This is a genomic window from Brevibacillus centrosporus (assembly GCF_046622605.1).
Classification (GTDB): domain Bacteria; phylum Bacillota; class Bacilli; order Brevibacillales; family Brevibacillaceae; genus Brevibacillus; species Brevibacillus centrosporus.
Map to the genome: position 1 here is coordinate 1,174,623 of NZ_CP176856.1, position 25,723 is coordinate 1,200,345.

The 25,723-nt window shown below is 51.3% G+C and carries 29 protein-coding genes, 2 riboswitches and 1 other annotated feature (1 of these 32 running past the window's edge); of the genes, 18 read left to right on the forward strand and 11 right to left on the reverse strand.

Annotated features, from left to right (window positions below; translation table 11 throughout):
• Positions 1-231 (forward strand) — a binding site (T-box leader); it begins 7 nt to the left of the window's first position.
• An 85-nt stretch (positions 232-316) separates the two neighbouring features.
• From ACLIN2_RS06335 to ACLIN2_RS06345, 3 genes are all read left to right on the forward strand, one after another.
• Positions 317-817 (forward strand): Lrp/AsnC family transcriptional regulator, encoded by a 501-nt coding sequence (locus ACLIN2_RS06335; protein WP_092266437.1) that lies wholly within the window; start codon positions 317-319, stop codon positions 815-817.
• Entirely contained in the window at positions 814-1,992 is a 1,179-nt protein-coding gene (locus ACLIN2_RS06340) for an aminotransferase (RefSeq protein ID WP_411503547.1), read from the forward strand. Before ACLIN2_RS06335 ends, ACLIN2_RS06340 begins: the two co-directional genes overlap by 4 nt.
• A gap of 501 nt (positions 1,993-2,493) precedes the next feature.
• A riboswitch (cyclic di-AMP (ydaO/yuaA leader) is annotated at positions 2,494-2,652 on the forward strand.
• 187 nt (positions 2,653-2,839) lie between these two features.
• On the forward strand, positions 2,840-4,657 hold the full coding sequence (locus tag ACLIN2_RS06345) for an APC family permease (protein WP_092266435.1): 1,818 nt from the start codon (positions 2,840-2,842) through the stop codon (positions 4,655-4,657).
• A 49-nt stretch (positions 4,658-4,706) separates the two neighbouring features.
• On the opposite strand, the gene ACLIN2_RS06350 is transcribed toward ACLIN2_RS06345, so the two are convergent.
• Both ACLIN2_RS06350 and ACLIN2_RS06355 read right to left on the reverse strand, forming a co-directional pair.
• On the reverse strand, positions 4,707-5,375 hold the full coding sequence (locus tag ACLIN2_RS06350) for an LrgB family protein (protein ID WP_411503548.1): 669 nt from the start codon (positions 5,373-5,375) through the stop codon (positions 4,707-4,709).
• A complete protein-coding gene (locus ACLIN2_RS06355; RefSeq protein ID WP_411503549.1) occupies positions 5,372-5,743 on the reverse strand; it encodes a CidA/LrgA family protein in 372 nt (123 codons plus the stop codon). Before ACLIN2_RS06355 ends, ACLIN2_RS06350 begins: the two co-directional genes overlap by 4 nt.
• 110 nt (positions 5,744-5,853) lie before the next feature.
• Here ACLIN2_RS06355 and cidR point away from each other — a divergent pair, with 110 nt between their 5' ends.
• Positions 5,854-6,753, forward strand: a complete 900-nt coding sequence (gene cidR / locus ACLIN2_RS06360) for a cidABC operon transcriptional activator CidR (protein WP_400583917.1) — start codon at positions 5,854-5,856, stop codon at positions 6,751-6,753.
• Between the two features lie 100 nt (positions 6,754-6,853).
• On the opposite strand, the gene ACLIN2_RS06365 is transcribed toward cidR, so the two are convergent.
• Together ACLIN2_RS06365 and ACLIN2_RS06370 are read right to left on the reverse strand one after the other, a co-directional pair.
• Positions 6,854-8,302 (reverse strand): amino acid permease, encoded by a 1,449-nt coding sequence (locus ACLIN2_RS06365; RefSeq protein WP_400583919.1) that lies wholly within the window; start codon positions 8,300-8,302, stop codon positions 6,854-6,856.
• 118 nt (positions 8,303-8,420) lie between these two features.
• Positions 8,421-8,607: riboswitch (Lysine riboswitch) on the reverse strand.
• A 93-nt stretch (positions 8,608-8,700) separates the two neighbouring features.
• Positions 8,701-9,195 carry a DinB family protein gene (locus ACLIN2_RS06370; protein WP_411503550.1) on the reverse strand — a complete coding sequence of 165 codons (495 nt, stop codon included), beginning with the start codon at positions 9,193-9,195 and terminating at the stop codon, positions 8,701-8,703.
• 175 nt (positions 9,196-9,370) lie between these two features.
• Here ACLIN2_RS06370 and ACLIN2_RS06375 point away from each other — a divergent pair, with 175 nt between their 5' ends.
• The 3 genes from ACLIN2_RS06375 to ACLIN2_RS06385 all read left to right on the forward strand — a co-directional run bounded on the left by ACLIN2_RS06375 (position 9,371) and on the right by ACLIN2_RS06385 (position 12,025).
• Positions 9,371-9,928, forward strand: a complete 558-nt coding sequence (locus ACLIN2_RS06375) for a CGNR zinc finger domain-containing protein (protein WP_328210084.1) — start codon at positions 9,371-9,373, stop codon at positions 9,926-9,928.
• Between the two features lie 38 nt (positions 9,929-9,966).
• Entirely contained in the window at positions 9,967-11,151 is a 1,185-nt protein-coding gene (locus tag ACLIN2_RS06380) for an MFS transporter (protein WP_411503551.1), read from the forward strand.
• A 112-nt stretch (positions 11,152-11,263) separates the two neighbouring features.
• Positions 11,264-12,025 carry an alpha/beta fold hydrolase gene (locus ACLIN2_RS06385; protein ID WP_411503552.1) on the forward strand — a complete coding sequence of 254 codons (762 nt, stop codon included), beginning with the start codon at positions 11,264-11,266 and terminating at the stop codon, positions 12,023-12,025.
• On the opposite strand, the gene ACLIN2_RS06390 is transcribed toward ACLIN2_RS06385, so the two are convergent.
• The 3 genes from ACLIN2_RS06390 to ACLIN2_RS06400 form a co-directional block, all read right to left on the reverse strand.
• Positions 11,994-12,389: a hypothetical protein gene (locus ACLIN2_RS06390; RefSeq protein WP_411503553.1), complete on the reverse strand. Its 396-nt coding sequence runs from the start codon at positions 12,387-12,389 to the stop codon at positions 11,994-11,996. The two genes, ACLIN2_RS06385 and ACLIN2_RS06390, sit on opposite strands and share 32 nt — an antisense overlap.
• Before the next feature lie 27 nt (positions 12,390-12,416).
• Complete coding sequence (locus ACLIN2_RS06395; RefSeq protein ID WP_411503554.1) at positions 12,417-12,941, reverse strand: ImmA/IrrE family metallo-endopeptidase; 525 nt, start codon at positions 12,939-12,941, stop codon at positions 12,417-12,419.
• Between the two features lie 70 nt (positions 12,942-13,011).
• Positions 13,012-13,458, reverse strand: coding sequence for a helix-turn-helix domain-containing protein (locus ACLIN2_RS06400; protein WP_092266541.1), 447 nt, complete (start codon positions 13,456-13,458; stop codon positions 13,012-13,014).
• A 196-nt stretch (positions 13,459-13,654) separates the two neighbouring features.
• On the opposite strand from ACLIN2_RS06400, the gene ACLIN2_RS06405 reads away from it, so the two are divergent.
• Entirely contained in the window at positions 13,655-14,119 is a 465-nt protein-coding gene (locus ACLIN2_RS06405; RefSeq protein WP_400583935.1) for a hypothetical protein, read from the forward strand.
• 117 nt (positions 14,120-14,236) lie between these two features.
• Here ACLIN2_RS06405 and ACLIN2_RS06410 read toward each other — a convergent pair whose 3' ends face one another.
• On the reverse strand, positions 14,237-14,686 hold the full coding sequence (locus ACLIN2_RS06410; RefSeq protein WP_411503555.1) for a Dps family protein: 450 nt from the start codon (positions 14,684-14,686) through the stop codon (positions 14,237-14,239).
• A 186-nt stretch (positions 14,687-14,872) separates the two neighbouring features.
• Between ACLIN2_RS06410 and ACLIN2_RS06415 the strand changes: the two genes are divergently transcribed.
• A complete protein-coding gene (locus tag ACLIN2_RS06415) occupies positions 14,873-15,349 on the forward strand; it encodes a hypothetical protein (RefSeq protein ID WP_411503556.1) in 477 nt (158 codons plus the stop codon).
• A 158-nt stretch (positions 15,350-15,507) separates the two neighbouring features.
• Positions 15,508-16,131 carry a molybdenum cofactor guanylyltransferase gene (locus tag ACLIN2_RS06420; RefSeq protein ID WP_411503557.1) on the forward strand — a complete coding sequence of 208 codons (624 nt, stop codon included), beginning with the start codon at positions 15,508-15,510 and terminating at the stop codon, positions 16,129-16,131.
• Between the two features lie 113 nt (positions 16,132-16,244).
• Here the strand turns inward: ACLIN2_RS06420 and ACLIN2_RS06425 are convergent, their stop codons facing one another.
• From ACLIN2_RS06425 to fdhD, 3 genes are read right to left on the reverse strand one after another with little or no spacing between them, the layout of a single operon-like run.
• Positions 16,245-16,457, reverse strand: coding sequence for an HAD family hydrolase (locus tag ACLIN2_RS06425; protein ID WP_400584510.1), 213 nt, complete (start codon positions 16,455-16,457; stop codon positions 16,245-16,247).
• Positions 16,387-16,542, reverse strand: coding sequence for a hypothetical protein (locus ACLIN2_RS06430; RefSeq protein ID WP_400584539.1), 156 nt, complete (start codon positions 16,540-16,542; stop codon positions 16,387-16,389). Before ACLIN2_RS06430 ends, ACLIN2_RS06425 begins: the two co-directional genes overlap by 71 nt.
• Positions 16,543-16,563: 21 nt before the next feature.
• A complete protein-coding gene (fdhD, locus tag ACLIN2_RS06435; RefSeq protein WP_400583942.1) occupies positions 16,564-17,367 on the reverse strand; it encodes a formate dehydrogenase accessory sulfurtransferase FdhD in 804 nt (267 codons plus the stop codon).
• A 407-nt stretch (positions 17,368-17,774) separates the two neighbouring features.
• Here fdhD and ACLIN2_RS06440 point away from each other — a divergent pair, with 407 nt between their 5' ends.
• The 8 genes from ACLIN2_RS06440 to ACLIN2_RS06475 all read left to right on the forward strand — a co-directional run bounded on the left by ACLIN2_RS06440 (position 17,775) and on the right by ACLIN2_RS06475 (position 25,622).
• Positions 17,775-19,049: an L-lactate MFS transporter gene (locus tag ACLIN2_RS06440; protein WP_310230571.1), complete on the forward strand. Its 1,275-nt coding sequence runs from the start codon at positions 17,775-17,777 to the stop codon at positions 19,047-19,049.
• A gap of 54 nt (positions 19,050-19,103) precedes the next feature.
• The gene (locus ACLIN2_RS06445) at positions 19,104-19,469 is read left to right on the forward strand and encodes a DUF2294 domain-containing protein (RefSeq protein WP_400583947.1); all 366 of its coding nucleotides are present in this window, start codon (positions 19,104-19,106) and stop codon (positions 19,467-19,469) included.
• A 199-nt stretch (positions 19,470-19,668) separates the two neighbouring features.
• Entirely contained in the window at positions 19,669-22,017 is a 2,349-nt protein-coding gene (locus ACLIN2_RS06450) for an FdhF/YdeP family oxidoreductase (RefSeq protein ID WP_122961719.1), read from the forward strand.
• A gap of 47 nt (positions 22,018-22,064) precedes the next feature.
• On the forward strand, positions 22,065-23,336 hold the full coding sequence (glp, locus tag ACLIN2_RS06455; RefSeq protein ID WP_400583951.1) for a molybdopterin molybdotransferase MoeA: 1,272 nt from the start codon (positions 22,065-22,067) through the stop codon (positions 23,334-23,336).
• Positions 23,333-23,845 (forward strand): molybdopterin-guanine dinucleotide biosynthesis protein B, encoded by a 513-nt coding sequence (gene mobB / locus ACLIN2_RS06460; RefSeq protein WP_411503558.1) that lies wholly within the window; start codon positions 23,333-23,335, stop codon positions 23,843-23,845. Before glp ends, mobB begins: the two co-directional genes overlap by 4 nt.
• Positions 23,846-23,950: 105 nt before the next feature.
• Positions 23,951-24,352 carry a fluoride efflux transporter CrcB gene (gene crcB / locus ACLIN2_RS06465; protein WP_400583955.1) on the forward strand — a complete coding sequence of 134 codons (402 nt, stop codon included), beginning with the start codon at positions 23,951-23,953 and terminating at the stop codon, positions 24,350-24,352.
• Between the two features lie 4 nt (positions 24,353-24,356).
• On the forward strand, positions 24,357-24,716 hold the full coding sequence (gene crcB / locus ACLIN2_RS06470; RefSeq protein WP_411503559.1) for a fluoride efflux transporter CrcB: 360 nt from the start codon (positions 24,357-24,359) through the stop codon (positions 24,714-24,716).
• 108 nt (positions 24,717-24,824) lie between these two features.
• Entirely contained in the window at positions 24,825-25,622 is a 798-nt protein-coding gene (locus tag ACLIN2_RS06475; RefSeq protein WP_411503560.1) for a methyltransferase domain-containing protein, read from the forward strand.
• Positions 25,623-25,723: the final 101 nt, after the last annotated feature.

Here is a 25,723-nt window from a genome sequence, read left to right on the forward strand (position 1 = left end):
CCGTGAAAAGGAAAGTAAAAAAGGGATTTGACGTCCAGAGAGTCGCCCGTAAGCTGGGAGGGCGGCCGCGAACTCTTTTTGAAAGCCACCTTGGAGCTCTGCTTTTGAAATTGAGTAGAAAGCAGCGATTAGCCTACGTTATCAGGCGCATGTCAGTAATGACTGCCAAAGTTTCCCTTTTGCGAAAAGGGGAAAAAAGCTGAGTGGTACCGCGATACCTTCGCCTCAGCAATCACGTTCATGTGAGCCATGGATGTGATTGCTGGGGCTTTTTGATTTTTAAAAGACATACGTAGAGAGAATGGAGTGGTGGGTTATGGATTCGAAAAAGCAGCGGGAACTTCTGCACTTGCTGGAAGAGGACAGCCGCATGTCAGCTGAGCAGATCGGTAAAATGCTGGCAGAGCCAACAGAGGTGATCGAAAAGGCGATCGCCGCTTTGGAAGAGGAAAAAGTCATCGTCAAATACCCCGCTCTGATCAACTGGGAGCGGGTAGAGGATCATCCGTACGTCAATGCGATGATCGACGTGAAGGTAACGCCGAAGCGCGACGTTGGCTTTGATGAGGTAGCGGAGCGCATCTGCCGTTTTCCAGAAGTAAAAGCCGTATACCTGATGTCAGGCGCGAGCTACGACTTGTCCGTGGTGCTGGAAGGAAAGACGATGCGGGAAGTCGCGACGTTCGTTTCGCAAAAGCTGGCGACGCTCGACTCCGTGGTCTCGACAGCCACTCACTTTATCTTGAAGCGCTACAAGCATGATGGGATTGAATTGGAAGATCGCGATGAAGATCGCAGAATGGTGGTAACTCCATGAGTACGCAGCTATCCGTAAAAAGCCGTTTGTCGTCTACAGTCGCTTCCCTGAAGCCATCGGGAATTCGCCGTTTTTTCGATCTTGCAGCCTCGATGGAGGGAGTCATTTCACTCGGGGTCGGGGAGCCTGACTTTGTCACTCCTTGGCGCATGCGCGAAGCATCGATCTCGTCACTGGAGCGCGGCCATACCGCCTACACATCCAACGCGGGTATGCTCGAGCTGCGGGTAGAGATCCAGAAGTATCTGGAGGAGCGTTTTTCCGTCAGCTATCATCCGGAGAAGGAGATTTTGGTGACAGTAGGAGCCAGCGAGGCGATCGATATCGCGCTGCGCGCCGTCCTGGATCCGGGAGATGAAGTGCTGGTCGTCGAGCCGTGCTACGTATCCTACGAGCCGGTCATTCGCCTGGCTGGCGGTGTGCCAGTGTTTCTGAAGACGACGATGGAAAACCAGTTCAAGCTGACACCGCAGGAGCTGGAGACGCACATCACGCCACGGACCAAAGCGATTATTTTCTGCTATCCGAACAATCCGACAGGCGGCACGATGACCGCTGAAGAGTGGAAAACCTTGCTGCCTATCATCGAGAAGCACGATCTGCTGGTGATTTCCGATGAGATTTACGCCGAGCTGACGTACGGACGCATGCACGACAGCATCGCGGCGCTTCCGGGAATGAAGGACCGCACGATTCTGATCTCGGGCTTCTCCAAAGCGTTTGCCATGACAGGCTGGCGCCTCGGCTACGTCTGCGCCACCCCTGATCTGCTGGCAGGGATGCTGAAAATTCATCAATATACGATGCTGTGTGCACCGACGATGGCGCAGATGGCAGCACTGGAGGCGCTGCGTCACGGACGCTCGGACATGGAACGGATGATCGAGAGCTATCGCCAACGCCGCAATTACGTCGTGGATGGCTTCCGTGAAATCGGGCTGAGCTGCCACGAGCCGGATGGTGCGTTCTACGCTTTCCCTTCGATCGCATCTACGGGGCTGAGCTCGGCCGAGTTTGCCGAGAAGCTGTTAATGGAAGAGAAAGTAGCTGTCGTTCCAGGCGATGTATTCGGCGAGAGCGGTAATGGTCATATCCGCTGCTCGTATGCGACATCCATGGAGCAGTTGAAAAAAGCGCTGGAGCGGATGGAGCGTTTGATGGGGAAACTGTCGTAGGCTGTCCCATATATATAGAAGAAGAGTTCTCGAAAGAAGGGTCGCTTTCTTTTGAGGACTCTTTTTGTTTCTCTTCTCGCCCGATCATGCGCCGCAGCTCTCCGAATCGCTTGGTGCCATCGTGCATGTCTGCCCACAACCGAGTTGTCATCCATGTTACGGTTTTCAGGACGTAGTCTGAAGAAAAAGCGTACTTTTCAATCCTCACTCTTTTTCGAAGAATGGGGGATGTCCTTGAAGCAGATCAAACTGCTTATGGGGCATCTTTTTCACCGTATAAGAATTTATAAGCGTACTGCTTATGAATTCTGGAGCGCATGACGAAGTGCCTCAGCGTCCGCCCCTGGCATTACTTCGGCAAAACTTTCCACTAAAACGCGGTCGCTCCTCCTTGAGGTGGCCTCGATAGAGGTTTTCTTATGATCAAAAATGAAGAGAATTAGATCTTTACAAGCGCTTCCTACGGGAGTAATATTTGTTTCGTGATAAAGACAAATGGAAGTAACCGATTCGCTGAGTCCCATTTTTGAATGGGAGCGGGGGAACCAAACGTGGAGGGACTTGTCGTGCCACATGGGGTGAATCTTGAAGATTTCGAGTAGGGTGACTCTTACACCCGAATCCGTCAGCTAACTCCGTAAGCGTACCAAGAGAGGCAACATTTACTTTGTGTATAAATGACATAGCCTAATTTCGCTATGCCCTGAAAGCCAAGTGAGTTTCCTTCTCGTTTGGCTTCTTTTTTGTTCTTTTTTTCAGAAAAAGGAGGGGGTTTAGGAAATATCTGAGTGGAAGCTGCCTACATCAAGAGGAGAAACTATCTGAAAAAGTATGTGAGGAGATCAGCATGATAATGGGGCTGAAACGACTTTTAATCGGGAGACCGATGAAGTCAAACGCACTGGGTGAAGAAAAGCTCTCGAAGGTCAAGGCATTAGCCGTTTTGTCATCTGATGCGTTATCTTCTGTGGCCTATGGTACCGAGCAAATTCTGCTTGTGTTAGTTACGCTCGGAGCTGCTGCGCTATGGTATTCCATTCCAATCTCCATTGCGGTCGCGGGACTTTTAACCATTCTTATTTTATCTTACCGCCAGACGATCTTTGCTTATACAACCGGCGGCGGAGCGTATATCGTTGCCAAAGACAACTTTGGCACATCGACTGGACTGGTGGCTGGCGGATCGCTGCTCGTCGATTACATTTTGACCGTAGCCGTGAGTACCTCGGCTTCGACAGACGCGATTACTTCAGCGTTTCCGATATTGCATGATCATCGTGTCCTGATTGCGCTGCTCATGATCATCTCCGTAACGATCCTGAACCTGAGGGGGATCACCGAGTCAGCGACGATTCTGATGTACCCGGTCTATTTGTTTGTCGTCGCGATTTTTCTCTTGATTTTGGGCGGTGCTTATCAATGGTTGACGGGAAACGTCCAAGCGCACGCACCTGTCTACGGCGCTGCTGTCCCGGGAATTACGCTCTTTCTGCTGCTGCGGGCATTCAGCTCAGGCTGTTCAGCTTTGACCGGCGTAGAAGCGGTATCCAATGCGATTCCCAACTTCCGAAGTCCGGCTCCGAAAAATGCAGCCCTGACCTTGATCATGATGGGGCTGATTCTCGGTGTGATGTTTATGGGCATCAGCTTGCTGGCTTACGTCTTTGGCATCGCTCCCAGCGCGAAGGAAACAGTCGTTTCGCAAATCGCATCCGCTGTCTTTGGCAGAGGGGTCCTGTATTATTTTATCCAGGCCGTTACGGCTCTTATCCTGTTCCTGGCAGCGAATACTGCTTTTGCAGCGTTTCCCCTGCTCGCCTTTATGCTGGCCAAGGACCGGTTTATGCCAAACATGTTCATGGTCCGAGGGGATCGGCTCGGCTTCTCCAACGGGATCATTTTTCTCGGCATTCTGTCCGCAATTTTAGTGATTTCGTTTGGCGGAGAAACTGAGAATCTGATTCCGCTGTATGCGCTCGGTGTCTTCATCCCATTTACGCTGTCGCAAGCCGGGATGATGAAGCGGTGGGTGACGAAAAAGCCTGCTGGATGGTTGGTTCCTTTTCTCATCAATACGATTGGGATGCTGACTACGCTGACGATCTGCTTGATATTCCTGATCACGAAATTTTCCCAAGTCTGGACGATCTTCATTTTTCTACCGATCGTGATTTTTATCTTTCGCAAAATCAACGGTCACTATCAGGACTTGGCAAGCGAACTGAGGCTGGACATCACGACCGACAAGCCTCAGGCAAAAGGCAGCGTCATCGTGATTCCGGTGGCGGGTATTTCGCAGGTAGTGAAAAATACCATCAGCTACGCGCAGTCACTGTCTGATGACATCGTGGCCGTCTACGTGGGCTTCAGCGATGAGGACATCAAAAAGATGGAGGAAAAATGGGAGCTGTGGAATCCAGGAGTACGCCTGATCGTTCTGCGCTCTCATTATCGAAGTATCATCAAGCCGCTGTTCAAGTTCATCGATACCGTGGAGTGGAAGAAAGCCGATACGGATCATGTGACGGTCATGATCCCACAGTTCATCACAAAGCGTTGGTGGCATAATCTGCTGCATAACCAGACCAGCTTTTTCTTGCGGGCGTATTTGTTTGCCCGGCAGGATGTGAAGATCGCGACCGTACCGTATCGTTTGAAAAAATAAGCAGAAATTGAAAAAAGGCTGTCCCCGCGAAAGGGATTGCCTTTTTCGTTTATACAACGATCGTCGTGACGAGCTGTGTAACCAATGCAGCCAGGATCATGGAAATACTGGAAACCGTTCCGGTCAATGAGCCGATTTCAAAGGCTTTGGACGTCCCTGCCCCGTGTGCGCTCGTACCCAGAAGAACCCCACGGGCGATGTCATCCTGAATGCGCAGATAGGAAATGATGTACGGACCGATCACCGAGCCGAGCAGCCCTGTAATCAGGACGAGGACAGCTGTGATCGAAGGGACACCACCAATCATTTCAGACACGTTCATGGCGATCGGTGTAGTGATGGACCGCGGGATCAGACTGAACATGACTTGTTTGTCTACATGCATCAGCAAGGCCAGCAAGGCGGAAGAGACGACGGCGACTGCAGAGCCTGCTGTGACACTGACTACGATTTGTGAAGCGTGTTTTTTCAGCAACGGAAAATGCTTGTAGAGCGGTACCGCGAATGCGATGGTAGCAGGCTGCAGCATGTACGCCAGCCATTTTCCACCTGCGTTGTAGGCTTCGTATGCCGTATGAGTGCCGAGGATCAGAAAGACCAGTGCGACAGGGGTGAACAGCAAAGGTGAAAACAAAAGAATCTGTTTGTAGCGATAGAGCCTTTTGGCAATCAGATAAAGAAAGATAGTGATGAAGAAGCCTAAGATTCCGCCAATCATGATTGTGAATGCTCCTTCCGTTTGGCAATGCGCTGTGCCAAAAGACCGCTTGCGGCCATGACGATGGCTGTGCCAAATGCGATGACGATAAAGATTTGAAAGCCTTCATGGAGCATCAGATTTTGGTACGAAATAATTCCCACTGATGGCGGGATGAAAAACAGCAGCAGCTCTGCCAACAGAAAGCTCGCTCCGGCGTCAATCCACTCCAGGCGAATCCACTTCATCTGCAGCAGAAAAAACACCAGAAACATGCCGATGATACTGCCAGGAATCGCGATGTCGAGCCATTCCACTAGGATGTTCATCAGTATGGAAACGATCACGAAAAATGCAGTTTGTGCAATAATTTTGAGCCATTTTCTCAAGATGTCCCTCTCCCTCTAGGAAAAGTGTACATCGTCCTAAACTATAGGTAAAATGCATATATAGAATTATTCGCATTCACGATATCTATCGTTCAGCGGAGGGGTGTCAGGTGGATATCCGTCATTTGCAATATTTTTTGGAAGTTGCCCGTCACAACAGCTTTACGAAAGCAGCACAAGCCTTGTATATCACCCAGCCGACTATCAGCAAGATGGTCCGAAATCTGGAAGAGGAGATCGGTGTTGAGCTGTTCGAGCGGGTTGGGAAGCGGGTCTCTTTGACCGATGCCGGGTGGGTTCTGTTCTCGCAGGCGGAGGTGATGGTCAAATCGTTCGAAAACATGACGGTCCATATTAATGAGCTGATGGATCTGAAAAGAGGGCGTCTGCGGATCGGACTTCCGCCTATGGTCGGGGCGAGCTTTTTCCCGCAGCTGATCGGGCAGTTTTGCGATCAGTATCCAGGGATTCGTCTGGAGCTGTTCGAAGCAGGTTCCAATAAGGTAGAGGCGGATGTGGACGCAGGCATTCTGGATTGCGGCGTGATTCTGCTGCCGGCGAGAGAGGGCGTCTTTGACTACTATTCGTTCGTAAACGAAAACATCATGCTGGTTGTGCATCCTTCCCATCCTTTTGCCGATCGGTCCGAGGTGCCGTTCAGCGATTTGGAGGGAGAGCGGTTCCTGCTTTTTCACGAGGACTTCGCACTGCATAACCGGATCGTGGATGAATGCGTGAGGGCCGGCTTCCACCCCCACGTCGTCTACAAAAGCTCCCAATGGGATTTTCTCAGTGAAATGGTCGCCGCCCATATCGGGATCACCCTTTTGCCCGAAACGATTTGCAGCGAGCTGGACACAGAGCGTTTTCGCATCCTTCCGTTGGTGAATTCCTCGCTCAAATGGCATCTCGGGATGATTTGGCGGAAAAACGCCTACCAGTCCTTTGCCATGCGGGAATGGATCCGCTTTTCGCAGGAGAGCCTGCCAGCTCGCTATACGGCCAAATGATCAAATAAAAAGCTCCTGGTCAACCATTTCAGGGAAGTGGGAGACCGGGAGCTTATTTCATACAGTCAGATGTATAAGATTCTTAGCCAAGTTTCTGATGCTAATGGGTGTTCTCGTCCATGCTGAAGTCCACTTTTTCGAGGGGAACCAGCTTGGTCTTCTTGCTGAACTTGTACACCAGCCAGACTACGAGGAACAAAGGCAAGCCGATGTAGGAGACCATAGCGCCGTTCCAGTCGATGGCCTCCCCTGTAAACGCCGTGTAGTTTTGACCGACAATGACCACACAGCAGATGATGAAGGCGAAAATCGGGCCAAACGGGAACCATTTCGCACGGTAAGGAAGCTCGGACAAATCGCGGCCTTGGGCGAGGAGCGCCTTGCGAAAGCGATAATGGCTGACTGCGATTCCCAGCCAGGCGATAAAGCCGGACATCCCGGAGGCATTCAGCAGCCACACGTACACAGCGCCTTCCCCGAAGAGCGAGGATAAAAAGGCGAGTGCCCCGATGAGTGCGGTCACGATCAGCGAGTTGATCGGAACACCGCTGCGGGTTACCTTTGCAAACCATTTGGGAGCCTTGCCTTCTTTGGCGAGGACCCACAGCATCCGGGTCGAGGCATACATTCCTGAGTTTCCTGCCGACAGCACGGAGGTAAGAATGACCGCATTCATAACCGATGCAGCGAAGGCGAAGCCTGCCTTTTCAAACACGATGGTAAAAGGACTAATGGCAATATTGGTGATGTCCCCACTGATCAGATTCGGGTTGTCGTACGGTACCAACAATCCAATGATCAGGATCGCCAGAATGTAGAACAGCAGGATGCGCCAGAAGATTTGGCGGATCGCTTTGGGGATGCTGCGAGCCGGATTTTCACTTTCGCCTGCCGCGACACCGACCAGCTCTGTACCTTGAAAGGAGAATCCGGCGATCATGAAGACGCCGAGAATCGCCATGAAGCCACCGTTAAAAGGCGCTTCTCCTTTGGTAAAGTTGGTGAATCCGACTGCCTGTCCGCCCATGATGCCGAAAATCATCAGCACACCGATGACGATAAAGACGATGACTGTAATGACTTTAATCAGAGCAAACCAATACTCCGACTCACCGAAAGACTTTACGGATAGGGCATTGATAACAAACATGAGGACGAGGAACAGGGCGCTCCAAATAATCGACGGAACATCCGGCAGCCAATACTTCATGATCAGGGCAGCAGCCGACAGCTCGACGGCGATGGTAATCGCCCAGTTGTACCAGTAGTTCCAGCCGAGCGCAAAGCCCAATGACGGATCGACAAAGCGGGTGGCGTACGTACTGAAGGAACCGGAGACAGGCATAAAGGCTGCCATTTCCCCGAGGCTGGTCATCAGGAAGTACACCATGATACTGATGGCGATATAGGCTGCCAGAGCTCCGCCAGGACCCGCCGTATGAATAGAGCCGCCGCTCGCGAGAAATAGTCCCGTACCGATGGAACCGCCGATGGCAATCATCGTCAGATGGCGAGCTTTCAGGCCTCGTTGCAATTGATTGTCTGACATTCTTGTGATGCACGACCTTTCTCTAGGGTGTTTGTAGACAGGGAGAACAAAAACGAAAAACCGCCTCAAAGCCAAAGAATGGCACAGGGCGGTATTAGCCAATCCCCACCATGTCTTCACTGAAGATAGCGCACCACGTTTGCCGGGCAAGCAAACGTGACAGTTCTGTCCCTTTCGAGAACAGACCCAGCCCATGAGCACAGCGATGCACAATGGACTTCGGCGGATTTTCCCTCTTCTGTAGTCTTAGATTTCGTCTGAATCTCGTACAGAATACTATAAAAGCCGCGACCTCTATCCTCACCGTGAATGATGAGGATGATTATATGAAATTGATTGATTCATAAACTATATAAAATTTTGCATCAGGAATCAATTAGAAAAAATCGGGATCGTTTCTACAGGAAGGTCCGTTTAGCAGGCCAGGAGCCTTGCAGCTTGCGGATTTGAATGATTTGTCCCGTGTGAAAGGCATCGTGCAGCATGATGCTCATGACGCTTTGGCTGGCGGGAATGGAAGGTAGAGCTTGATCGAGATCATGTTCGCTCAAGGAAGCCAGTTTTTCCTGAATCTGACGATGGACATCCTCCATGCGCTGCATTGTTTTTTCCCAAGCCTCCTCATCCGCGGCACCGCCAGAAGGCACAAACGTATCGTCATTGGTTTCTGCCGAAAGGGGAAACTCCGTGCCCAAGAGTCGGTGTAGCAGTCGTTCTTTGAAGAACAGCAGATGACTGACCGTTTCCCAGATCGTGTTTGCTGCTTCGCCGGTTGGACGCCAGCTTGCCTGGGCAGCCGTCACGCCAGCTAGTGCACCGCGCAAAGGGGGATACCAGTCTTCCTGTTCATACGTATACATCCAGTTTTGCAGCAGCAATTCTTTACGACTCATTTGTCCATCCTCCTCGTCTGTAAAACAGATTGGTGCAGCGGTATAATAAGGCAAAGACACAAATGTTTGTAACTTACGAAATTCATTTTGATCGTTACGTTAAAAACATATCATAACCGAATACTGGAAACAAGAGAGAAATCAAGCGTGTGGAAAAGAGATGGGGACTGCAGAAATGGAATGGTTATGCATCGATTTTTTGAATAGTGACTGGCGTGATTGGCGTGGTTCTGGCCGCAGAGAAAACAGGCTGGAGAAGGAGGAATGGGTAGCTGATTTTTTGCAGCAGTGGAATCTGCAAGCTCCTTTGCCTGTCGAGCAAAAAATGGGAGCCAAGCTGCTGAATTTGCGGGAGTGTATGAGACGAATGACGGAGTGTACGGTTCGCGGGGAAGCTGTGGTCCCAGAGGATCTGGAGGCATTCAATCTGGTGCTTGCTCTTGCGCCTTTTTACCCGCGTTTGCTGCATGACGAGGGGGGCTATCATCTGGAAGAAGTGACCCCTGTGCATGGCTGGGAGCTTGTCATGTCTCGAATTGCCCGTTCGTTTGTAGATCTTCTCGTACATGAAGAAGCCAGCCGGATCAAAATATGCGACAATCCGGATTGTCAGTGGATCTTTTTTGATGAGAGCCGCAATCGCGTACGGCGCTGGTGCGACGACAAGATGTGCGGAAACATCATGAAGGTACGACGGTTTCGTGAACGGCAAAAGGAAAAAGAAAAAGGGTGAGGCGCAGCTGCGTTTCGCCCGAAGACAGGGAGGCTCCGATGAACCAACGCGTGCTTTGGCTGCTATCGATCGCTCAGTTTCTTTCCATGCAAGTCTGGTTTAACTTTTCTGCCATTATGCCTCTCGTTCAAGAGCAGTGGCAGCTCTCCTCAACACAGTCTGGGATCATCGTTGCGACCTTTCATCTGGGCTATGTGCTTGCCGTTATTTTTTACAGCTTTGCCAGTGATAAGTACAACCCCAAATATTCGTTTGCCTACGGCTCATTGGTGGCGGGAATCAGCGGACTGCTTTTTGCGGCCTTTGCAGAAGGCTTTTGGTCGGCCATGATTTTACGCCTGCTCTCAGGGATCGGGATTGCGGGTGTGTACGTGCCAGGGATGAAGATGGTGGCACAGCTGTCCCCGCCAGCTTCGCGTGGAAAAGCGATGGGGATCTTTGTAGGCTCCCTCGTGGTTGGATCGGGATTTTCTTTGTTTGTTTCAGGCGTCCTGCAAAATGCATGGGGCTGGCAAGGGGTCATCCTGGTTACCTCTTGCGCTGCGATTCTGTCGTGTGTCTTGATCCTGGTGTCCAAAATACCGGTTGTGTCGCTTTCCTCGACGCCTGTGACGCTTGCCCTGCTTAAAAAAATAGTGGCCAAAAAGAACTTGCTGGTCAACTTCGGCTATGCGGGTCACTGCTGGGAGCTCTATGCCATGTGGGCGTGGATCGGACCGTTTATGGTCTATTTTTACCAGCAAAAAGGGATCGCTAATGCGCTTACCTGGGGGAACCTCAGTGCTTCGAGCATCGTGATGATCGGCGGGATCGCCACCTATTTCGGAGGAATGCTTTCCGATCGCTGGGGAAATGTACGAGCCATCCGTCTGTTTATTTTGCTCAGCATTGCTTGCTCTTTTTCCATTGGGTGGATGCTCCTCGCTCCCATCTGGCTGGTTGTCGCGGTTGCCTTGCTCTACGGCTTTACGATTATCGCGGACTCTCCTATTTACAATAAGGCGATCGCGGATATTACCGACCCGGAGGTACTCGGCGTGGCACTCGGAGTGCAATCCGTTTTGGGCTTCAGCTTTACGATTATCTCGCCGGCTGTCTTTGGTTTGTTTCTCGATCACGGCAATTGGGGAGTGGCCTTCACCGTCATTGCGTTCGGCACATTGATTACCCCCTTCTGTATACGCGCTTTGCAAGCCGCCGAGGTGCCTCTGGAAAAAAGCTGATCGGATCGTAATTTCAGCAAAAAGCACGCTTCAAAGGAAAATGGGCACATGATGACCGAAATTGAGACATAATAAAAAGCAAACGGTATGGGATCGGAAATGAGGTGACAGCGTGGGGCGTTATCGCAAGAGGTGGCTGCAGGGCTTTGTTCTAGTCGTACTGATCGTCGCCTGTGCAGCTATCTGGTATTTGCGGCCTTACCCGCCTGATCAGGCAGCCAAGTCGGCGATGCAGGGGGGAGAAGGTATCACGGTCATCGATACAGGGGATTGGTTGGTCTTTGAAGGCGGGGAAACACGTGAGCCGGGCATTATTCTTTACCCGGGAGCCTTGATAAAGCCTGAGAGCTACGCCCCTCTCGCTCGGTCGCTTGCGGGAGACGGCTATCGCGTGTTCATCGCCAGGATGCCGCTGAATCTGGCCGTGAGTGACGCAGAGAGGGCCAATCAAGTGCTGAAGGCCTATCCGCATCAGTCGTTCGTGATCGGGGGACATTCGCTCGGGGGTGTCATGGCTGCACGATATGCCGTGAATCATCAAGATCGTATCGCGGGCGTCTTTTTTCTGGCAGCTTACCCGGATAAAAAAGGGGATTTGAAGGAAAGCGGGATTCCTGTGCTGTCCTTGCTGGGCTCGCGGGATGGTGTCGTCGATCGACAGGCGTACGAAGCGGCCAAGAGCTACCTGCCAGATAGCACGAGCTACATGACCATCGAAGGGGGAAACCACTCCCAGTTTGGCAGCTATGGCTTTCAAGAGGGCGATCAGCCTGCCGCGATTACGCCACAGGAGCAATGGCAGCAAACCGTAGCAGTGATCAAGGAATGGCTGCAGACGGCGGTCAATCTTCCCGAGGAAGAATTCCCGAGATAACGCCGACGATCCGTATGTTTTCCGATGGCAGAATGAGAGGAGAATCCTCATTGCGGGTCGTAGTGAAGCAGCACTCCACAGGGTTGACATCAGCTGCGATCCGAACGAGAAATTGTCCCTCCTGACGAACCAGCACAGGTCTGCCGATGATGGGTTCCAGCGAGTAGTCGCTGATCAAGAGAGCATTGCCCGGGAAAATTCCGATTCCTGCAAGTCCATGATCACGCATGATGAGAGCAAATCGAGCGGTATGGTAGCTGGCTACACGCAGGGAGGGCAAGAGGGACAGCTCCTCGTCAGATTCCAGATCCATCTCAAAAAAATGCGTGCTGTAAGCATCGCCTGCAATAAATACGTGTTTCAACGAAAAAGCCTCCTTCTATAACAATGCCTACCAGAAAACAGGCAAGCCCTTTGCGTGCAGACGCGACAATACGCGATCAAACCGGCAGCGGGCGAGCGACAAAGGAACCTGAAAGCGCTCTGCCAAATACGCGGGAGCTTGATAGCGGTTGCATTCAGCAAGCAGGGGAGGAATCATGAAAAGGGGAAGCAGCAAATGTTCAGCGAAGTGATTGGCTTGCGACTCCTGCCAGTCGATCATCCAGGTATGGCTGTGGGGCTGAACTCCTACATGGAGCAGCAAATGCCCCAGCTCATGGGCAATTTTCACGCGCTTGTGAGTGTGATCAAGACGCTCATCAACCGCAATGACATAACGATCGGCAATCGTCGGGTGAGCATGCGCTCTGCTGCGGCCATCCAGCTCCCAAATTTCGATCCCGTAGGTGGAACAGAGACGATGCAAATCGATCTGCTCCGGTTCTTCTATCCTGAGGTGCTGCAGCAGCAGGTAGACGCGACTTTCCAGCCACGTTTTTGGCTCACCAATTTCCTGTAGAATAGCAGCAAGCATCTGAAACCTCCTGTATCTATTCGGAACGTACGTTCTGTTTTGGGCGGAAAAGAAAACCCCGTTTCTGGGGCTATTTTTTTTTCAAATTTTCCGTGATGTCGAACAAGGAAGGAGAGCGATCTTCCCTGACATGGCGAGCCTTCCATTGCTTTTTCAGATCGTACCAATAGCGGCGAATTTCCTTTTTCTCCTCTTCAGAAGCTTCTAAATAGCCATCTAAAAAGTAATAATCATCAGGATCGTCAATTTTTTCCTGCAACAGCTCGTCCAACGAACGTTTTTCTCCAGAATCCGAAGCAGGAATCGAGGCTGGGGAAGCTACGTCCGTGCGACCCAATAGCCAATCGGTTGTGACGTTTAGGATGTCCGCTAAGTGTCGCAGCATGTCATTGGGAGGGGTACTGTGGTTGTTCTCGTAGTTGCTGATCGTCCCTTTTGTCGTGCAGACATGTTCTGCCAACTCTTCCTGGGTGAGACCTTTTGCCTTACGGGCTGTGCGTAAGCGCTGGGATAACATGGAATGTTGCCAGTCCTTTCTGTGGATATACAAGAATATTGTACTCATTTGCGCGAAAAAAGAAAAGGCAGGATTCCGAATGATTCGTCTAGGAATTATCTGAATTTCGCCATTTTCAAGCTGCTCTTAATATATTATCATTGAGTATAATTCCACGAATATCTACACTTACACGCAAAGGGGAAAATATTACGCGATGTTTAACGAACGGAAAGCGTTGCAGATGACTTTGCAATCCTTGCTGGAACAACGTACGGTACTGCGCCGGCAGTATGTAGATCAGGATAAGCAGCTAGGAATGGACATCAAACAGATCTTAATTCGAATCCGGGAGTTGGATGGCCAAGAAGGAATGGTGGGCAGTGAGGATGCCGAGGAAGAGGCAGCCACTGCAGCAGATGAAATCCCTGTGGAACTAACGAGAAGAATGAAAATAAGAAAAGCTCACATACGGCATAACTATCTCGAAGTAGCGCAGCACATCGAGGACTTGCTGCGAGAGTCGATGATGCCGATGTCATTGGTGGAGCTTTGTGATGAATTGAAAAAGCGACATAAGGTAGACTTTGCAAGTCCGTACATAGGTGTCCAAAAGTCGCTGAAATATTTACCCCAAGTAAAAATTGAGAAGGATGGTCGAAAGCTGACCTTCTCTTTGTAAGTAAAAAAGGGCAACGTGCAAGCCGCACGAGCCCTTTTTCTATTTGAAAATATTCCCCTTTAAAGGCTCAGGCAGAGGGAGGAGGACCTGCCCGAGCCGTAATGGTTGTCAGTTAAGTTATTGCAAGAAAGCTTTCAGCATCCAGATATGTTTTTGCAGGCTGCTCGAGATGGCGAGCAGCATATCGGAGGTCGCTTCGTCGCCGGCTTCTTCTGCGGCAGACATCGCATCCTTCAGCTCGTCCACCACAAGGGTGAAATCTTGAACAATACTTGTGACCATCTGCTCGGCGGTCTCGTTACCGGTGGCTTCGGCGATGCTTGCTGTTTGCAGACAAACAGACAGGGTTGCAACTGGCTTTCCACCGATGCTCAGGACGCGCTCGGCCAACGTATCGAGGTTGGCACTTGCCTCGTTGTAAAGCTCTTCAAATTTTTGATGTAGGGTAAAGAAATGCGGTCCTTTTACATTCCAGTGAAAGTTGTGCAGCTTTGTATACAGAACAGTCCAGTTTGCGACTTGTTTGTTCAGGACAGTGGAGATGTTTACTTCAACAGTTGTTTTCATATTAGAATCTCTCCTTGTTTATAATTATTATTGATTAATACTTATTATAAACTAATGCCCATCAATGTCAACCCGCCTAGAGAAGATCATTGAAAAAAACAGGCTACTGAGAGAGGACAAACATACAAACAAGATGCGTTTTTTTTCGTATGAATATTAGTGATTACACAGGAGGAGGTTGGCAGTATGTTGAACATCGATGAACGCGATGAAGAAGAGTACGAAGAAGCCGAAGCAGAAGAAGAGGTAGAAGAAGAGGAAGAAGACGAAGAAGAGGACGAAGAAGGCGACGAAGAAGAAGAGGACGAAGAAGGCGACGACGAAGAAGACGAAGAAGGCGACGAGGAAGAAGAGGACGAAGAAGGCGACGAAGAAGAAGACGAAGAAGGCGACGACGAAGAAGACGAAGAAGGCGACGAAGAAGAAGACGAAGAAGGCGACGACGAAGAAGAGGACGAAGAAGGCGACGACGAAGAAGAGGACGAAGAAGGCGACGACGAAGAAGAAGACGAAGAAGGCGACGACGAAGAAGAAGACGAAGAAGGCGACGACGAAGAAGAAGGCGACGACGAAGAAGTAGAAGACGAAGAAGGCGACGACGAAGAAGAGGACGAAGAAGGCGACGACGAAGAAGAGGACGAAGAAGAAGAGGACGACAATTAACCTCTCTTTTATACGGAAAGCAGATTTCATTAAAACAAAGCTTGGGGAAATCCCAAGCTTTTGTCTATTTTCAGGAGTGGGCATGCTTGACAAAGGAACCCATGTAAGAAAAAGTAGTGGGAAGATCGTCGCCTGTACGCAGGGGAACGGAGGGGCACATGCAAGAAACAACAATGAAAGCCGTCATTCTCGCTGGCGGGCAAAGCAGCAGAATGGGAACGCCAAAAGAACTGCTGCGATGGCGGGGCGGAACCATTCTAAGCGAGCTGATCAAGGAAGTGAGGGCGCTGGGGCTGGAGTGCCTGGTGGTTTCCAATACGCCTGAGCGATTGAAAAGGGAAGACATCAAGTCAGCCGAGGTGCAAGTCACACCTGACCTGGTTCCGTCAGCCGGTCCCGTCAGCGGCATCGTGACTGCCTTTCGTGCAACAGAGGAAGACGTGCTGCTCCTTTTATCCTGTGATCTTCCTTTTATGGATCGAGGGCAGATGGAAAAGCTCATTCATTTCGCAAAAGGCTGGAAAGACTGGGATGTTGTGGCCGTCAAACAAAACGGAAGGCTCCATCCTTTATGTGCCTTGTATCACCGCAGGACTCAGCCGTTGTGGGAGCAAGCCTTGTTTGAAGGTCAATACCGGGTCATGCACACACTCGACAGACTGCGCGTACATACCACTCCCGAAGATCTTCTCGAGGAATGGGCTGCCTTTAATGCAAACACGCCCGAGGAGTATCAGACCGCACTCGAATTGGAGAAAAAGAGAAAAAGAGAAGACGGATAGCCTTCTCCGAAACTTTCATAGCAGCTCATGCTTGTCTGGGACTGGGAAGCAGCCAACGGAGTATTTCACTCAAATCATCCATACAAGCGTCTGCCTCGACTTCGACTTCCTGGTCAAACAGCTCGTTTCGTTTCCAGATGGCTTTCATTCCGACGGCATGCAGGGTCGGGCTTGCGTAGCTCTTCCCATTCCGAAATGAGGATCTCGTCAAACAGATGATCGATACACAGCGCTTGGAGATTCGCGAATTGAAAATCACCATAGCCATTTGAGATTAACCCCAGCTTCACACCGGCCGCTTTGATTTGCGTCAAGGTAGGTAACAGATTCGGAAACGGCACACAATGTCTGGGAAAACTCCCGATCCAGCAGGGTTCCATCCAGATCAAAGAGTATGGCTTGAACAGACAAGGTAAGCTCCTCCTCCATGCCCTAATTCGCCGCAACCTCAATTCGATGCGCGTGGGTGTAGACGTTCATCTTGTCTTGGCGGATAAAACCGACCGCCGTGATGTTCAGCTCCTCGGCCAGCTGTAGTGCGAGATCGGTAGGTGCAGATTTGGACAGGATGATTGCTGCGCCGATTTTGGCTGCCTTCAACAGCACCTCGGAGGAAATGCGCCCTGAAAAGACCAGAACCTTGTCCTTCGTCTCGATCTGGTCCTGCAGACATTTTCCATAAATCTTGTCCAGAGCGTTGTGCCGTCCGATATCGGAATACTGGAGCAAAACCTGATCGGCTGTGCATAGTGCTGCGTTATGAACCCCACCTGTCTGGCGGTGGATGTCGGACGAGGATTGCAGCTCGCGCATGAGCTGCATGCATTGCCCAGGGGTGATGGAGATGGCACCTTCCGCAGGCTTGGCGGTACGGGCGTCACTGAAAAAGTAAAACGACTGCCGACTCTTACCACAGCAGGAAGTAATTCTGCGCTTGGAATAAAAGCTTTGCGAGAGGATCGTTTCCTTGTGCAGATCCACATAGGCAAAGCCCTGCGCCTCATCGATAACGAGCTGCTTGATTTCCTCAAAGCTTTTGATGGCGCCCTCTGCTGCGAGAAAGCCGATGACCATCTCCTCGAGATCAGCGGGGGTACAGACGATGGTTGCGAACTCCTCGTCGTTTAAAAAGATCGTCAGCGGGTATTCTGTGACGATCTCGTCCTCTTCCCACGCATGCTGATCGAGGGAAATTTTCAGCACCGGTCGGTGGATCGTCTTTTCGAGATTTGTCATGATGGCCTCCTTTTTTGCTAAAAACAATTTGGTGAAATCGTTTATTTTAGAGGAATATATTGTAGAGTGAGCGCTTACATGGTAGTATACTATTTGAGATTTGTATTGTCACAAAATTTTCATGATTTCAAACTCTTGTACATCCGAGAACGGAATTGACACGGGATAGCGATCCTGTCACCGGTTTATTTCGATCCTCGCTTTCATTTGAATAGTGAGCACTTGCTGGTTGATGCTGAAGTAGCGTTCCTGCTGATGATTAACTGCTGTGTTTCACCACATTCTCTCTTTTTGCATGCAGCGAAAAGAAGAACGTGGGTGAGCGCAGCAGTTTTTCTTTTTTTAGAAAGCAGCTCTGGTGATTAGTAGCCGGGCCATTATCTATCATCGTAAAGGAGATGTGTCAAATGGGGCAACACGCGAAAAATCGTTGGTTGATTGCACTAGCAGCGGTTGGGATCCACATTTCGATCGGTTCCGTTTATGCATGGAGTGTGTTTACGAAGCCGATCACCAAGCAGTTTGGGTGGGGATTGACAGATGTCCAGTTCACCTTTAGTATCGCCATCCTTTTCTTGGGGCTGTCTGCTGCTTTTCTCGGCCACTATGTGGAAAAGCACGGACCGCGCAAGGCAGGTACACTCGCCTCGATCTTTTTTGGTATCGGAATTATCGGATCCGGTCTGGCTATCCAGCTAAGCAGTCTGCCGCTCCTCTATTTATGCTACGGCGTTCTTGGAGGGATTGGTCTTGGAGTAGGTTATATCACACCTGTATCTACCCTTGTCAAATGGTTTCCGGATCGTCGCGGTCTTGCTACAGGGCTCGCCATTATGGGCTTCGGCTTCGCTTCGATGATTGCAAGCCCGATTATGAACGCACTAATTGAAGGCGTGGGCATCGCCAATACCTTCTACATTTTAGGAATTATCTACTTCGTCGTCATGTTCACCTCTGCTCAGTATCTCTCTCCACCGCCAGTAGGCTGGGTCCCTGCAGGATTCTCGGCGAATGCGGCTGAGGGGAAAAAGCAAATCAAGAAGGACCTGTGCCAGTTGACGGCCAACGAAGCGATCAAGACCCGCCGTTTCTACTGGCTGTGGCTCATGCTCTTTATCAACGTGACTTGCGGAATCGCCGTCATCTCCGTAGCCTCCCCGATGGCGCAGGAGATGGTAGGGATGTCGGTAGGAGCAGCTGCCCTGATGGTAGGGCTCAATGGCCTGTTCAACGGTGGAGGACGCATCGGCTGGGCATCGCTGTCGGATTTCATTGGCCGGCCAAACACGTACACGGCGTTCTTTGCGATCCAGATGGTCTTGTTCTTCCTGCTGCCAAACCTGACCAATCCCGTCCTGTTCATGATCGCGATGTTCGTCATCATGACGTGCTACGGCGGAGGTTTTGCCTCTATCCCAGCTTATATCGGTGACTTGTTCGGCACGAAGCAGCTCGGTGCCATTCACGGTTACATCCTGACGGCGTGGGCAGCTGCTGGTCTGGCAGGACCGATCTTTGCTGCATGGGTGCGCAACACTACACAGAGCTACACAGGTACATTGAGCATTTTCGCAGCTATGTTCGTCGTGGCTCTGGTTATTTCCCTGATTATCCGGCTTGACATCAAAAAATTGCAGGCAGAAGCCAAACAAAGAGAAAACTCTGTTGAATTGGCTGGCTGAACAATGGTAAAGTCGTAGTAGAGAATGGAAAAGAAGTAAAGGTGAGTTTCCTAGATGAATAAGTTCGAAGCAGAGTTCAGCAATTTGGTCAGAGCTTTCCGCAAGCGCCACATGGGTAAGGGACCGAGCAAGATTAACACCACGTTTTGCAAGAACTGGGCGATCTGTGAAATGGAAGGCAACCTTTCGCCGGTGGAAAAGTTCATCGCCACTTCCGAAGAGGGAAAGCAGACGTTGCGAGCTGCACGGACCGAAATGGTCAAAGAGATGTACCGGAAGAACACGCCAGTAGACATGGAGAACTTTTTGGGAGCCAAGCTCGTCGATTTGTTCGTCGACATTGATATTGAACGTGATTTCGGGATGTCGATCTTTGTATTTGATCAAGATATTGAGAAAAAATGGAAAAACGAGCCGTAAGTCTAAACGAAGCAGCGACCCTGTTCACTGATTTAGACGAAACGGGTTTCGCGAACAAACACGCAGTTGAGACTAGGTAGCGAACCTGCCTTAGACAACCACCGTGAACACGCTCTTCTCCTCAGGACAAGGGACGGTTTATGGTGGTTTTTTGCTTGAATGAGAAGACGAGAGCAGGGAAAAGAGAGGAGTAATGGAAATGGGCAAAACCAAGCATAGCGGGCCCATCAAGCTGGACACATCATGGGAGCCGTCACTGTGGGCGTCCTTGATGCCGATGGGGCTGGGAAAAATAAAACCGCATCACATCCGCGACACGATGAAGGTCATGTACGATAACCGGGACAATCTCGGATACGCCTATCGCATTTTGACACAAGGGGTATGCGATGGCTGTGCACTCGGCGTTTCCGGTTTGTACGACCAGACATTGACGGGGCCGCATCTGTGCACGACCCGTTTGAACGTGCTGCGTCTCAATACGATGCCTGCCATGGATACGAAGTGGCTGGAGGACGTGAGCGCTATGCAAAAGCTGTCCAGCGTGGAGCTGCGCAAGCTGGGGCGAATCCCGTTTCCGCTGTCCCGCAAGCCTGGCGAGAACAAATTTACCCGGATTACCTGGAACGAAGCCCTGAACCGCATCGCACATAAAATCAAAGGAATCAATCCCAAGCAGCTGGCTTTTTTCCTGACTGCACGCGGCATTACCAACGAAGTGTACTATACCGCGGCAAAAATGGCGCGATTCCTCGGGACAAACAATATTGATAACGCTTCCCGCATTTGCCACTCCCCGAGTAAAACCGCTTTGAAGCGTACGCTCGGCATCGGGGCATCCAGCTGCAATTACCAGGACTGGATCGGCACAGACGTCCTTGTGTTCTGGGGCTCGGTTCCGGCGAATAACCAGCCGGTCTCCACGAAGTACATGTACGCGGCGAAAAAAGCGGGCACCAAAATCATCCTGATCAATCCGTACAAAGAGCCAGCGATGGAGAAGTACTGGATTCCGTCCGTCCCTGACAGTGCGCTGTTTGGAACCAAAATCGTCGATGATTTTTACCAAGTGAACATCGGCGGAGACATCGCGTTCATGAACGGTGTGATGAAGCACTGGTTTGAGATGGAAAAGGAGAAGCCTGGTTCAGCGATCAACCACGCCTTTGTCAAAGAACACGCCAATGGCATCGAGCAGCTGCGGGAGCATATCGCGAAGCAGTCGTGGGAGGAAATTGAAAAATCATCCGGTCTCACCCGTGATCGTTTAAAAGAATTCGCTGTGCTGCTCGCGAACTCCAAATCAGGCGTATTCGTGTGGAGCATGGGACTGACCCAGCACAAGTTTGGCACCGACAATATTTCGCAGGTAGCCAACCTGGCAGTATTGCGCGGCTTTATTGGACGCAAGCACTGCGGCGTGATGCCGATCCGCGGTCACTCCGGTGTACAAGGCTCCGGGGAAATGGGGGCTGACCCGTTCAGTCTGCCGGGCGGGGATTTTGAAGAGAAGAGCTGGACGCGGATCGAAAAGCTGTGGGGCTTTCCCATTCCCAAATGGCAAGGCGACATTGTCGGCGTGACGCTGGAAAATTCACTCTTGCCTGATGGACACGAGCGGAAAACACGCTTGTTCTATACGAGTGGAGGGAATTTCCTCGAGACGATGCCTGATCCCGATTTTATGCGCAAATGCCTGGAGAGCGTGGAGCTGCGCGTGCATCAGGATATCATTTTCAATACATCGACACTCGTGGATGCCAAAGAAGAGGTGATTGTCCTGCCGGCGATGACGCGCTACGAGCAGCCGGGCGGAGGCACATCGACCAGTACAGAGCGAATGGTTTACTTCAGCGCTGAAATTGAAGGGCCGCGCATTGAAGAAGCGCGCTCCGAATGGGAAATTTACGTCGATCTCGCAGCGCGTGTCCATCCAGAGAAAAAGCATCTGATGCACTTCGGCAGTGCAGCGGAGATTCGGGCAGAGATCGCCAAGGCGAATCCGAACTACGACGGCATCCAGCACCTCAGCAAGCGGGGAGATGTCTTCCAGTGGGGGGGGGCTTGGCTGTGCGAGGCTGGCAGCTTCCCGACAGAAGATGGCCGCGCCAATCTGATTCCGATCGAGATCCCGAATCTGCACAAGCCCGAGGGTCATTTCTACGTGACGACTCGACGGGGCAAGCAGTTCAACTCGATGATTTACAGCAACAAGGACCCATTCAACAACGCGGATCGCTACGACGTGCTGATCAACGCTGACGATGCCAAAGAGCTGCGAATAGCGGAAGGAGAGAGCATCGTCGTGTATAATAAGTATGGCACCTTCCAAGGGCGCGCCAAGTTCGAGGCGACCAAACGAGGCAATGTGCAGGTGCACTGGCCGGAAGGGAATGTGTTGATTCCGAAAGGCGTATATGAAACGTATGCGGGTATTCCGGAATACAATGCAGCCGTCAAAATCGAAAAGGCTGATACCTTTCATGCAAACAAAGATCTGAAGTATAAAGAAAGACCGATTGAGGACCTGGAAGTCAACGTCGGCTAAGCAACAGATGCAGCAGGAGGCTGTAGAGGCCAGAGGAGGACAGGAAGATGCGCTTTTCGCGACAAATGATAACGGTGGAGGATGCGCTGCACAGACTGCTGGAGCGTCTCGGCAAGCAGGGAAGTGAAGAGGTGCATATCGGTGAGGCATACGGTCGAACGCTGGCTTGTGACATGTATGCCACGGAAGATTTGCCACACTTTGATCGTTCTCCATTGGATGGGTTTGCCGTGAGAGCCATCGATACGGTGGGAGCTTCCCCCGATCAGCCTGTCCGGTTGAAAGTCGTGGAGACAATCGCGGCTGGTGATGTGCCAACCGTCGCGCTGGCAGAAGGCTGTGCCAGCCGGATTATGACAGGGGCGATGCTGCCGGCAGGAGCGGACGCCATCATCATGTTCGAGCAGACGCAGCAGCCCGCCGCAATTGCAGCGGAAGTAGGCATCCGGCGGTCATTGAAGCCTGGTGAAAACGTGTCCCGACGCGGGGAAGAAATCAGGCAAGGGACGATCATAGCGCGTGAGGGAGAGAACATCAATGCAGGAACGATGGCCATCCTCGCGACCTTTGGCTACGCGCACGTCCCGGTCGTCCGCAAGCCGCGGATCGGTCTATTGTCTACAGGAGTTGAGCTGCTGGATGTCGATCAGCCGCTGATTCCTGGAAAAATCCGAAACAGCAATACGCTGATGCTGTCCGCTTTGATTGCCGAGGCGGGCGGCATTCCTCTTTTGTTTCCGAATATGCCGGATGATCTGGAGGTAGCCAAAGGAACGCTGACAGAGCATTTGAAGCTGGTCGACGTGCTTGTGACGAGCGGCGGTGTGTCAGTAGGTGACTACGACGTGATGGCGGCACTCACGGATGAACCGGAAGCGGAGCTATTGTTCAATCGAATTGCCATGCGTCCCGGAAGTCCCACGACCAGTTTGATGCTGCAGGGCAAACCGATCATCGCTTTGTCGGGGAATCCAGGTGCGTGCTTTCTCGGTTTTGAACTGTTTGTTCGTCCGACGATCCTTTCGCTCTCCGGTAGGCAGGAGGTTCGCAAGCGTACCATACAGGCGAAGCTCGCGATTTCCTACACCAAGCCTTGTCCCTATCCGCGTTATTTGCGGGGCTGGCTGGTCGAGGAGGAGGGTGTCTTGTACGCCCAGCCGGATTTCAATGAAAAAGCAGGCAACCTCGGCACGCTGAAGAACAGCGAGTGCTTTATTATCATTCCTGCAGGAGGCAGCGGCAAACAGGCTGGCGAGCTCGTTGAAGTCCTGTCGCATACGATGCCAAGCTGGAAGGTACGGGAGGGAAAGAGGCTGTGAAACAACAACCGTATGTACTGCAGCTGGTCGGTTATTCGAACAGCGGCAAAACGACCTTGCTGACGAAGCTGATCCCCCTGTTTGAACAATCCGGTCTGCGGGTAGGGGTAGTCAAGCACGATGGCGGCCATGATTTTGAGGTGGATCAGCCCGGAAAGGATACGTGGCGCTATCGCGAGGCAGGTGCAACGCTTGTGGCGATCACCTCCGCGACCAAGACGGCGATCGTTGAGCAAAGACCTACTACGCTGCCGCAGCTGGTGGAGAGACTGACACAGGCAGGAGCTGACCTGGTTCTCGTGGAAGGCTTCAAGCGGGAGGCGTATCCAAAGCTGGTGCTGATCCGAAAGCCGGAGGATCACGAGCTATTGGACACCTTGACCAGTATCGTGGGAGTCGTCGCATGGGAGAGCGGCACAGCCTCAAAATGGCCCCAATTTGCCATTGACGATACGCAGGCCATCCATCTGTTCGTGAAACAGCAAATGGCGCTGTCAACGGGAAAATAAACAAGTTCGCCATAACCGTCACTAAAATGACTAATGACTCCTACCAGAGATGCGATATCCCTGGTAGGAGTTTCTTTATTTTCAGTAAAAAAAGGAGGTTTGGGTTTGGGAAATGCGATTGCGGTCATGCTTGGAGGCGTATTTGGCGCGTGCTCGCGCTATGGATTGGGGTTGCTCGTCCCGACAAATGAGGGCTTTCCGGTAATCACTTTACTCATCAACTTATCAGGATCTATGTTTTTGGCTTGGTTCTTCACGGCATCTTCCCAGCGAATCGCGATACATCCACGGCTGAAATTAGCCATCGGAACTGGGTTCACTGGAGCGTTTACCACGTTTTCTTCCTTTTCCCTGGAAACCATTACGTTAATCCAGCACGACCGGATTTTTCTCGCACTGCTCTACGTTTTGCTGAGCATGTCTGGCGGGATTGCATGCGCTGTAGTGGGCGCTCGTGTCGCGTCCAGAAAAGAACGGCAAACCGAGCAGGTGAAAGGAGAGATGTAACGATGTGGCTAGTGGCGATTGGAGGCATGTTTGGTGCAGTAACGCGTTTTTTTTAGGGAAGTGGGTTACAAGCAAAATAAATACTTCCTTCCCTTTAGGCACATGGGGAATCAATATCAGCGGTTCCCTTTTGCTTGGACTGCTTGCTGCCCTGCATGTGAAAAACATGGCACCTGACTGGATGTGGCTACTCCTTGGCATCGGTTTTCTCGGAGCGTTTACCAATTTCTCTACGTTTGCCTATGAGACGATCCAAATGCTCGAAAGAAAAGAGAATCGTCCGGCAGCCATTTATGTTGTGACTTCTGTTGCCTTCAGCATTTTGTTCGTTTGGATCGGGCAGTACATCGGCAGAATCGTATGAATGTTATCAGAGGGGATGGGAAAATCTGCATGTGAGGCAAGATTTTATCCCTTCGTACGCGAATGAATGTAGAGAAAAAATCTCTGCTGTGCGAAGGAGCGCTGACTGATGCTAGATCCCTATGCAAAAATCGCGGAAGTCGATCCGAGTGTTCAAAGGAAATTGAGTGAAAGCCTGGAGCTGCGAGCTGCTGATCAGGAGATGCGCACGCTCGTGACCTCGTATTTGTCTCGTCTGAATTGGTCGGAGGGCATGGAAATACTCGAGGTTGGTTGTGGGACGGGAGCCATTACGCGGCTGCTGGCACAAGGACCGGGTGTGCGCAAAGTGACGGGAATCGATCCTTCCGCCATCTTTATCGAAAAAGCAAACGAGCTAGGGGAGCAGGAGTGTGTCGAGTTTGTCGTTGGGGATGGGCGAGAGCTGCCGTTCGCTGATCAGAGCTTTGATGTCGTCGTCTTTCATACCGTGCTGGGCCACGTACCGTCTCCCGAGCACTTTCTGCTGGAAGCGAAGCGTGTGCTGAAAAAAGGCGGTCAAATCGCCATTTTTGACGGCGATTATGCGATGCGCTCTGTCGCGATCGGGGAGGATGATCCGATACAGGCTTGCGTGGAAATCATGAAAAAACACAACACGCAAAATCCGTGGCTCGTGCGGCAGCTGCCAGCGATGCTAGCGGCGGCGGGCTTTACCGCCATCGAGTCGGCAAGTCATCCCTACCTAGGGAAAAATCCCGACTACCTGCTAAACTACATCGAGCGAGGTGCAGACCGGCTGGCTGATCTGGGACGAATCACTAAACAGACAGCAGCTGCCCTGAAGGAAGAAGCGCATCAGCGGGTGCGGGACGGTCGGTTCTTTGGCCTGTTTCCCTTTATGAGCTTCCTGGCGATATCGGAGTAAGCATGCGTCCGTGTCACAAATCGTTTCGTTTTCCTGTGATTGAAATCACAGAGGATCCCTCGTTCTTTCTCTACAATCAAGATATACCTGATGGATTGATA

What these genes read in the sequence shown, in the direction of transcription:
- ACLIN2_RS06370 (WP_411503550.1), bottom strand. Translation starts at nt 9,195, where the DNA reads ATGAGTCGTAAAGAATTGCTGCTGCAAAACTGGATGTATACGTATGAA.
- glp (WP_400583951.1), top strand. Translation starts at nt 22,065, where the DNA reads ATGCGCTTTTCGCGACAAATGATAACGGTGGAGGATGCGCTGCACAGA.
- ACLIN2_RS06475 (WP_411503560.1), top strand. Translation starts at nt 24,825, where the DNA reads ATGCTAGATCCCTATGCAAAAATCGCGGAAGTCGATCCGAGTGTTCAA.
- ACLIN2_RS06345 (WP_092266435.1), top strand. Translation starts at nt 2,840, where the DNA reads ATGATAATGGGGCTGAAACGACTTTTAATCGGGAGACCGATGAAGTCA.
- ACLIN2_RS06410 (WP_411503555.1), bottom strand. Translation starts at nt 14,686, where the DNA reads ATGAAAACAACTGTTGAAGTAAACATCTCCACTGTCCTGAACAAACAA.
- fdhD (WP_400583942.1), bottom strand. Translation starts at nt 17,367, where the DNA reads ATGACAAATCTCGAAAAGACGATCCACCGACCGGTGCTGAAAATTTCC.
- ACLIN2_RS06440 (WP_310230571.1), top strand. Translation starts at nt 17,775, where the DNA reads ATGGGGCAACACGCGAAAAATCGTTGGTTGATTGCACTAGCAGCGGTT.
- ACLIN2_RS06395 (WP_411503554.1), bottom strand. Translation starts at nt 12,941, where the DNA reads ATGCTTGCTGCTATTCTACAGGAAATTGGTGAGCCAAAAACGTGGCTG.
- ACLIN2_RS06415 (WP_411503556.1), top strand. Translation starts at nt 14,873, where the DNA reads ATGTTGAACATCGATGAACGCGATGAAGAAGAGTACGAAGAAGCCGAA.
- ACLIN2_RS06335 (WP_092266437.1), top strand. Translation starts at nt 317, where the DNA reads ATGGATTCGAAAAAGCAGCGGGAACTTCTGCACTTGCTGGAAGAGGAC.
- ACLIN2_RS06365 (WP_400583919.1), bottom strand. Translation starts at nt 8,302, where the DNA reads ATGTCAGACAATCAATTGCAACGAGGCCTGAAAGCTCGCCATCTGACG.
- ACLIN2_RS06450 (WP_122961719.1), top strand. Translation starts at nt 19,669, where the DNA reads ATGGGCAAAACCAAGCATAGCGGGCCCATCAAGCTGGACACATCATGG.
- ACLIN2_RS06420 (WP_411503557.1), top strand. Translation starts at nt 15,508, where the DNA reads ATGCAAGAAACAACAATGAAAGCCGTCATTCTCGCTGGCGGGCAAAGC.
- ACLIN2_RS06340 (WP_411503547.1), top strand. Translation starts at nt 814, where the DNA reads ATGAGTACGCAGCTATCCGTAAAAAGCCGTTTGTCGTCTACAGTCGCT.
- ACLIN2_RS06445 (WP_400583947.1), top strand. Translation starts at nt 19,104, where the DNA reads ATGAATAAGTTCGAAGCAGAGTTCAGCAATTTGGTCAGAGCTTTCCGC.
- ACLIN2_RS06380 (WP_411503551.1), top strand. Translation starts at nt 9,967, where the DNA reads ATGAACCAACGCGTGCTTTGGCTGCTATCGATCGCTCAGTTTCTTTCC.
- ACLIN2_RS06350 (WP_411503548.1), bottom strand. Translation starts at nt 5,375, where the DNA reads ATGATTGGCGGAATCTTAGGCTTCTTCATCACTATCTTTCTTTATCTG.
- ACLIN2_RS06400 (WP_092266541.1), bottom strand. Translation starts at nt 13,458, where the DNA reads ATGTTATCCCAGCGCTTACGCACAGCCCGTAAGGCAAAAGGTCTCACC.
- ACLIN2_RS06405 (WP_400583935.1), top strand. Translation starts at nt 13,655, where the DNA reads ATGTTTAACGAACGGAAAGCGTTGCAGATGACTTTGCAATCCTTGCTG.
- ACLIN2_RS06375 (WP_328210084.1), top strand. Translation starts at nt 9,371, where the DNA reads ATGGAATGGTTATGCATCGATTTTTTGAATAGTGACTGGCGTGATTGG.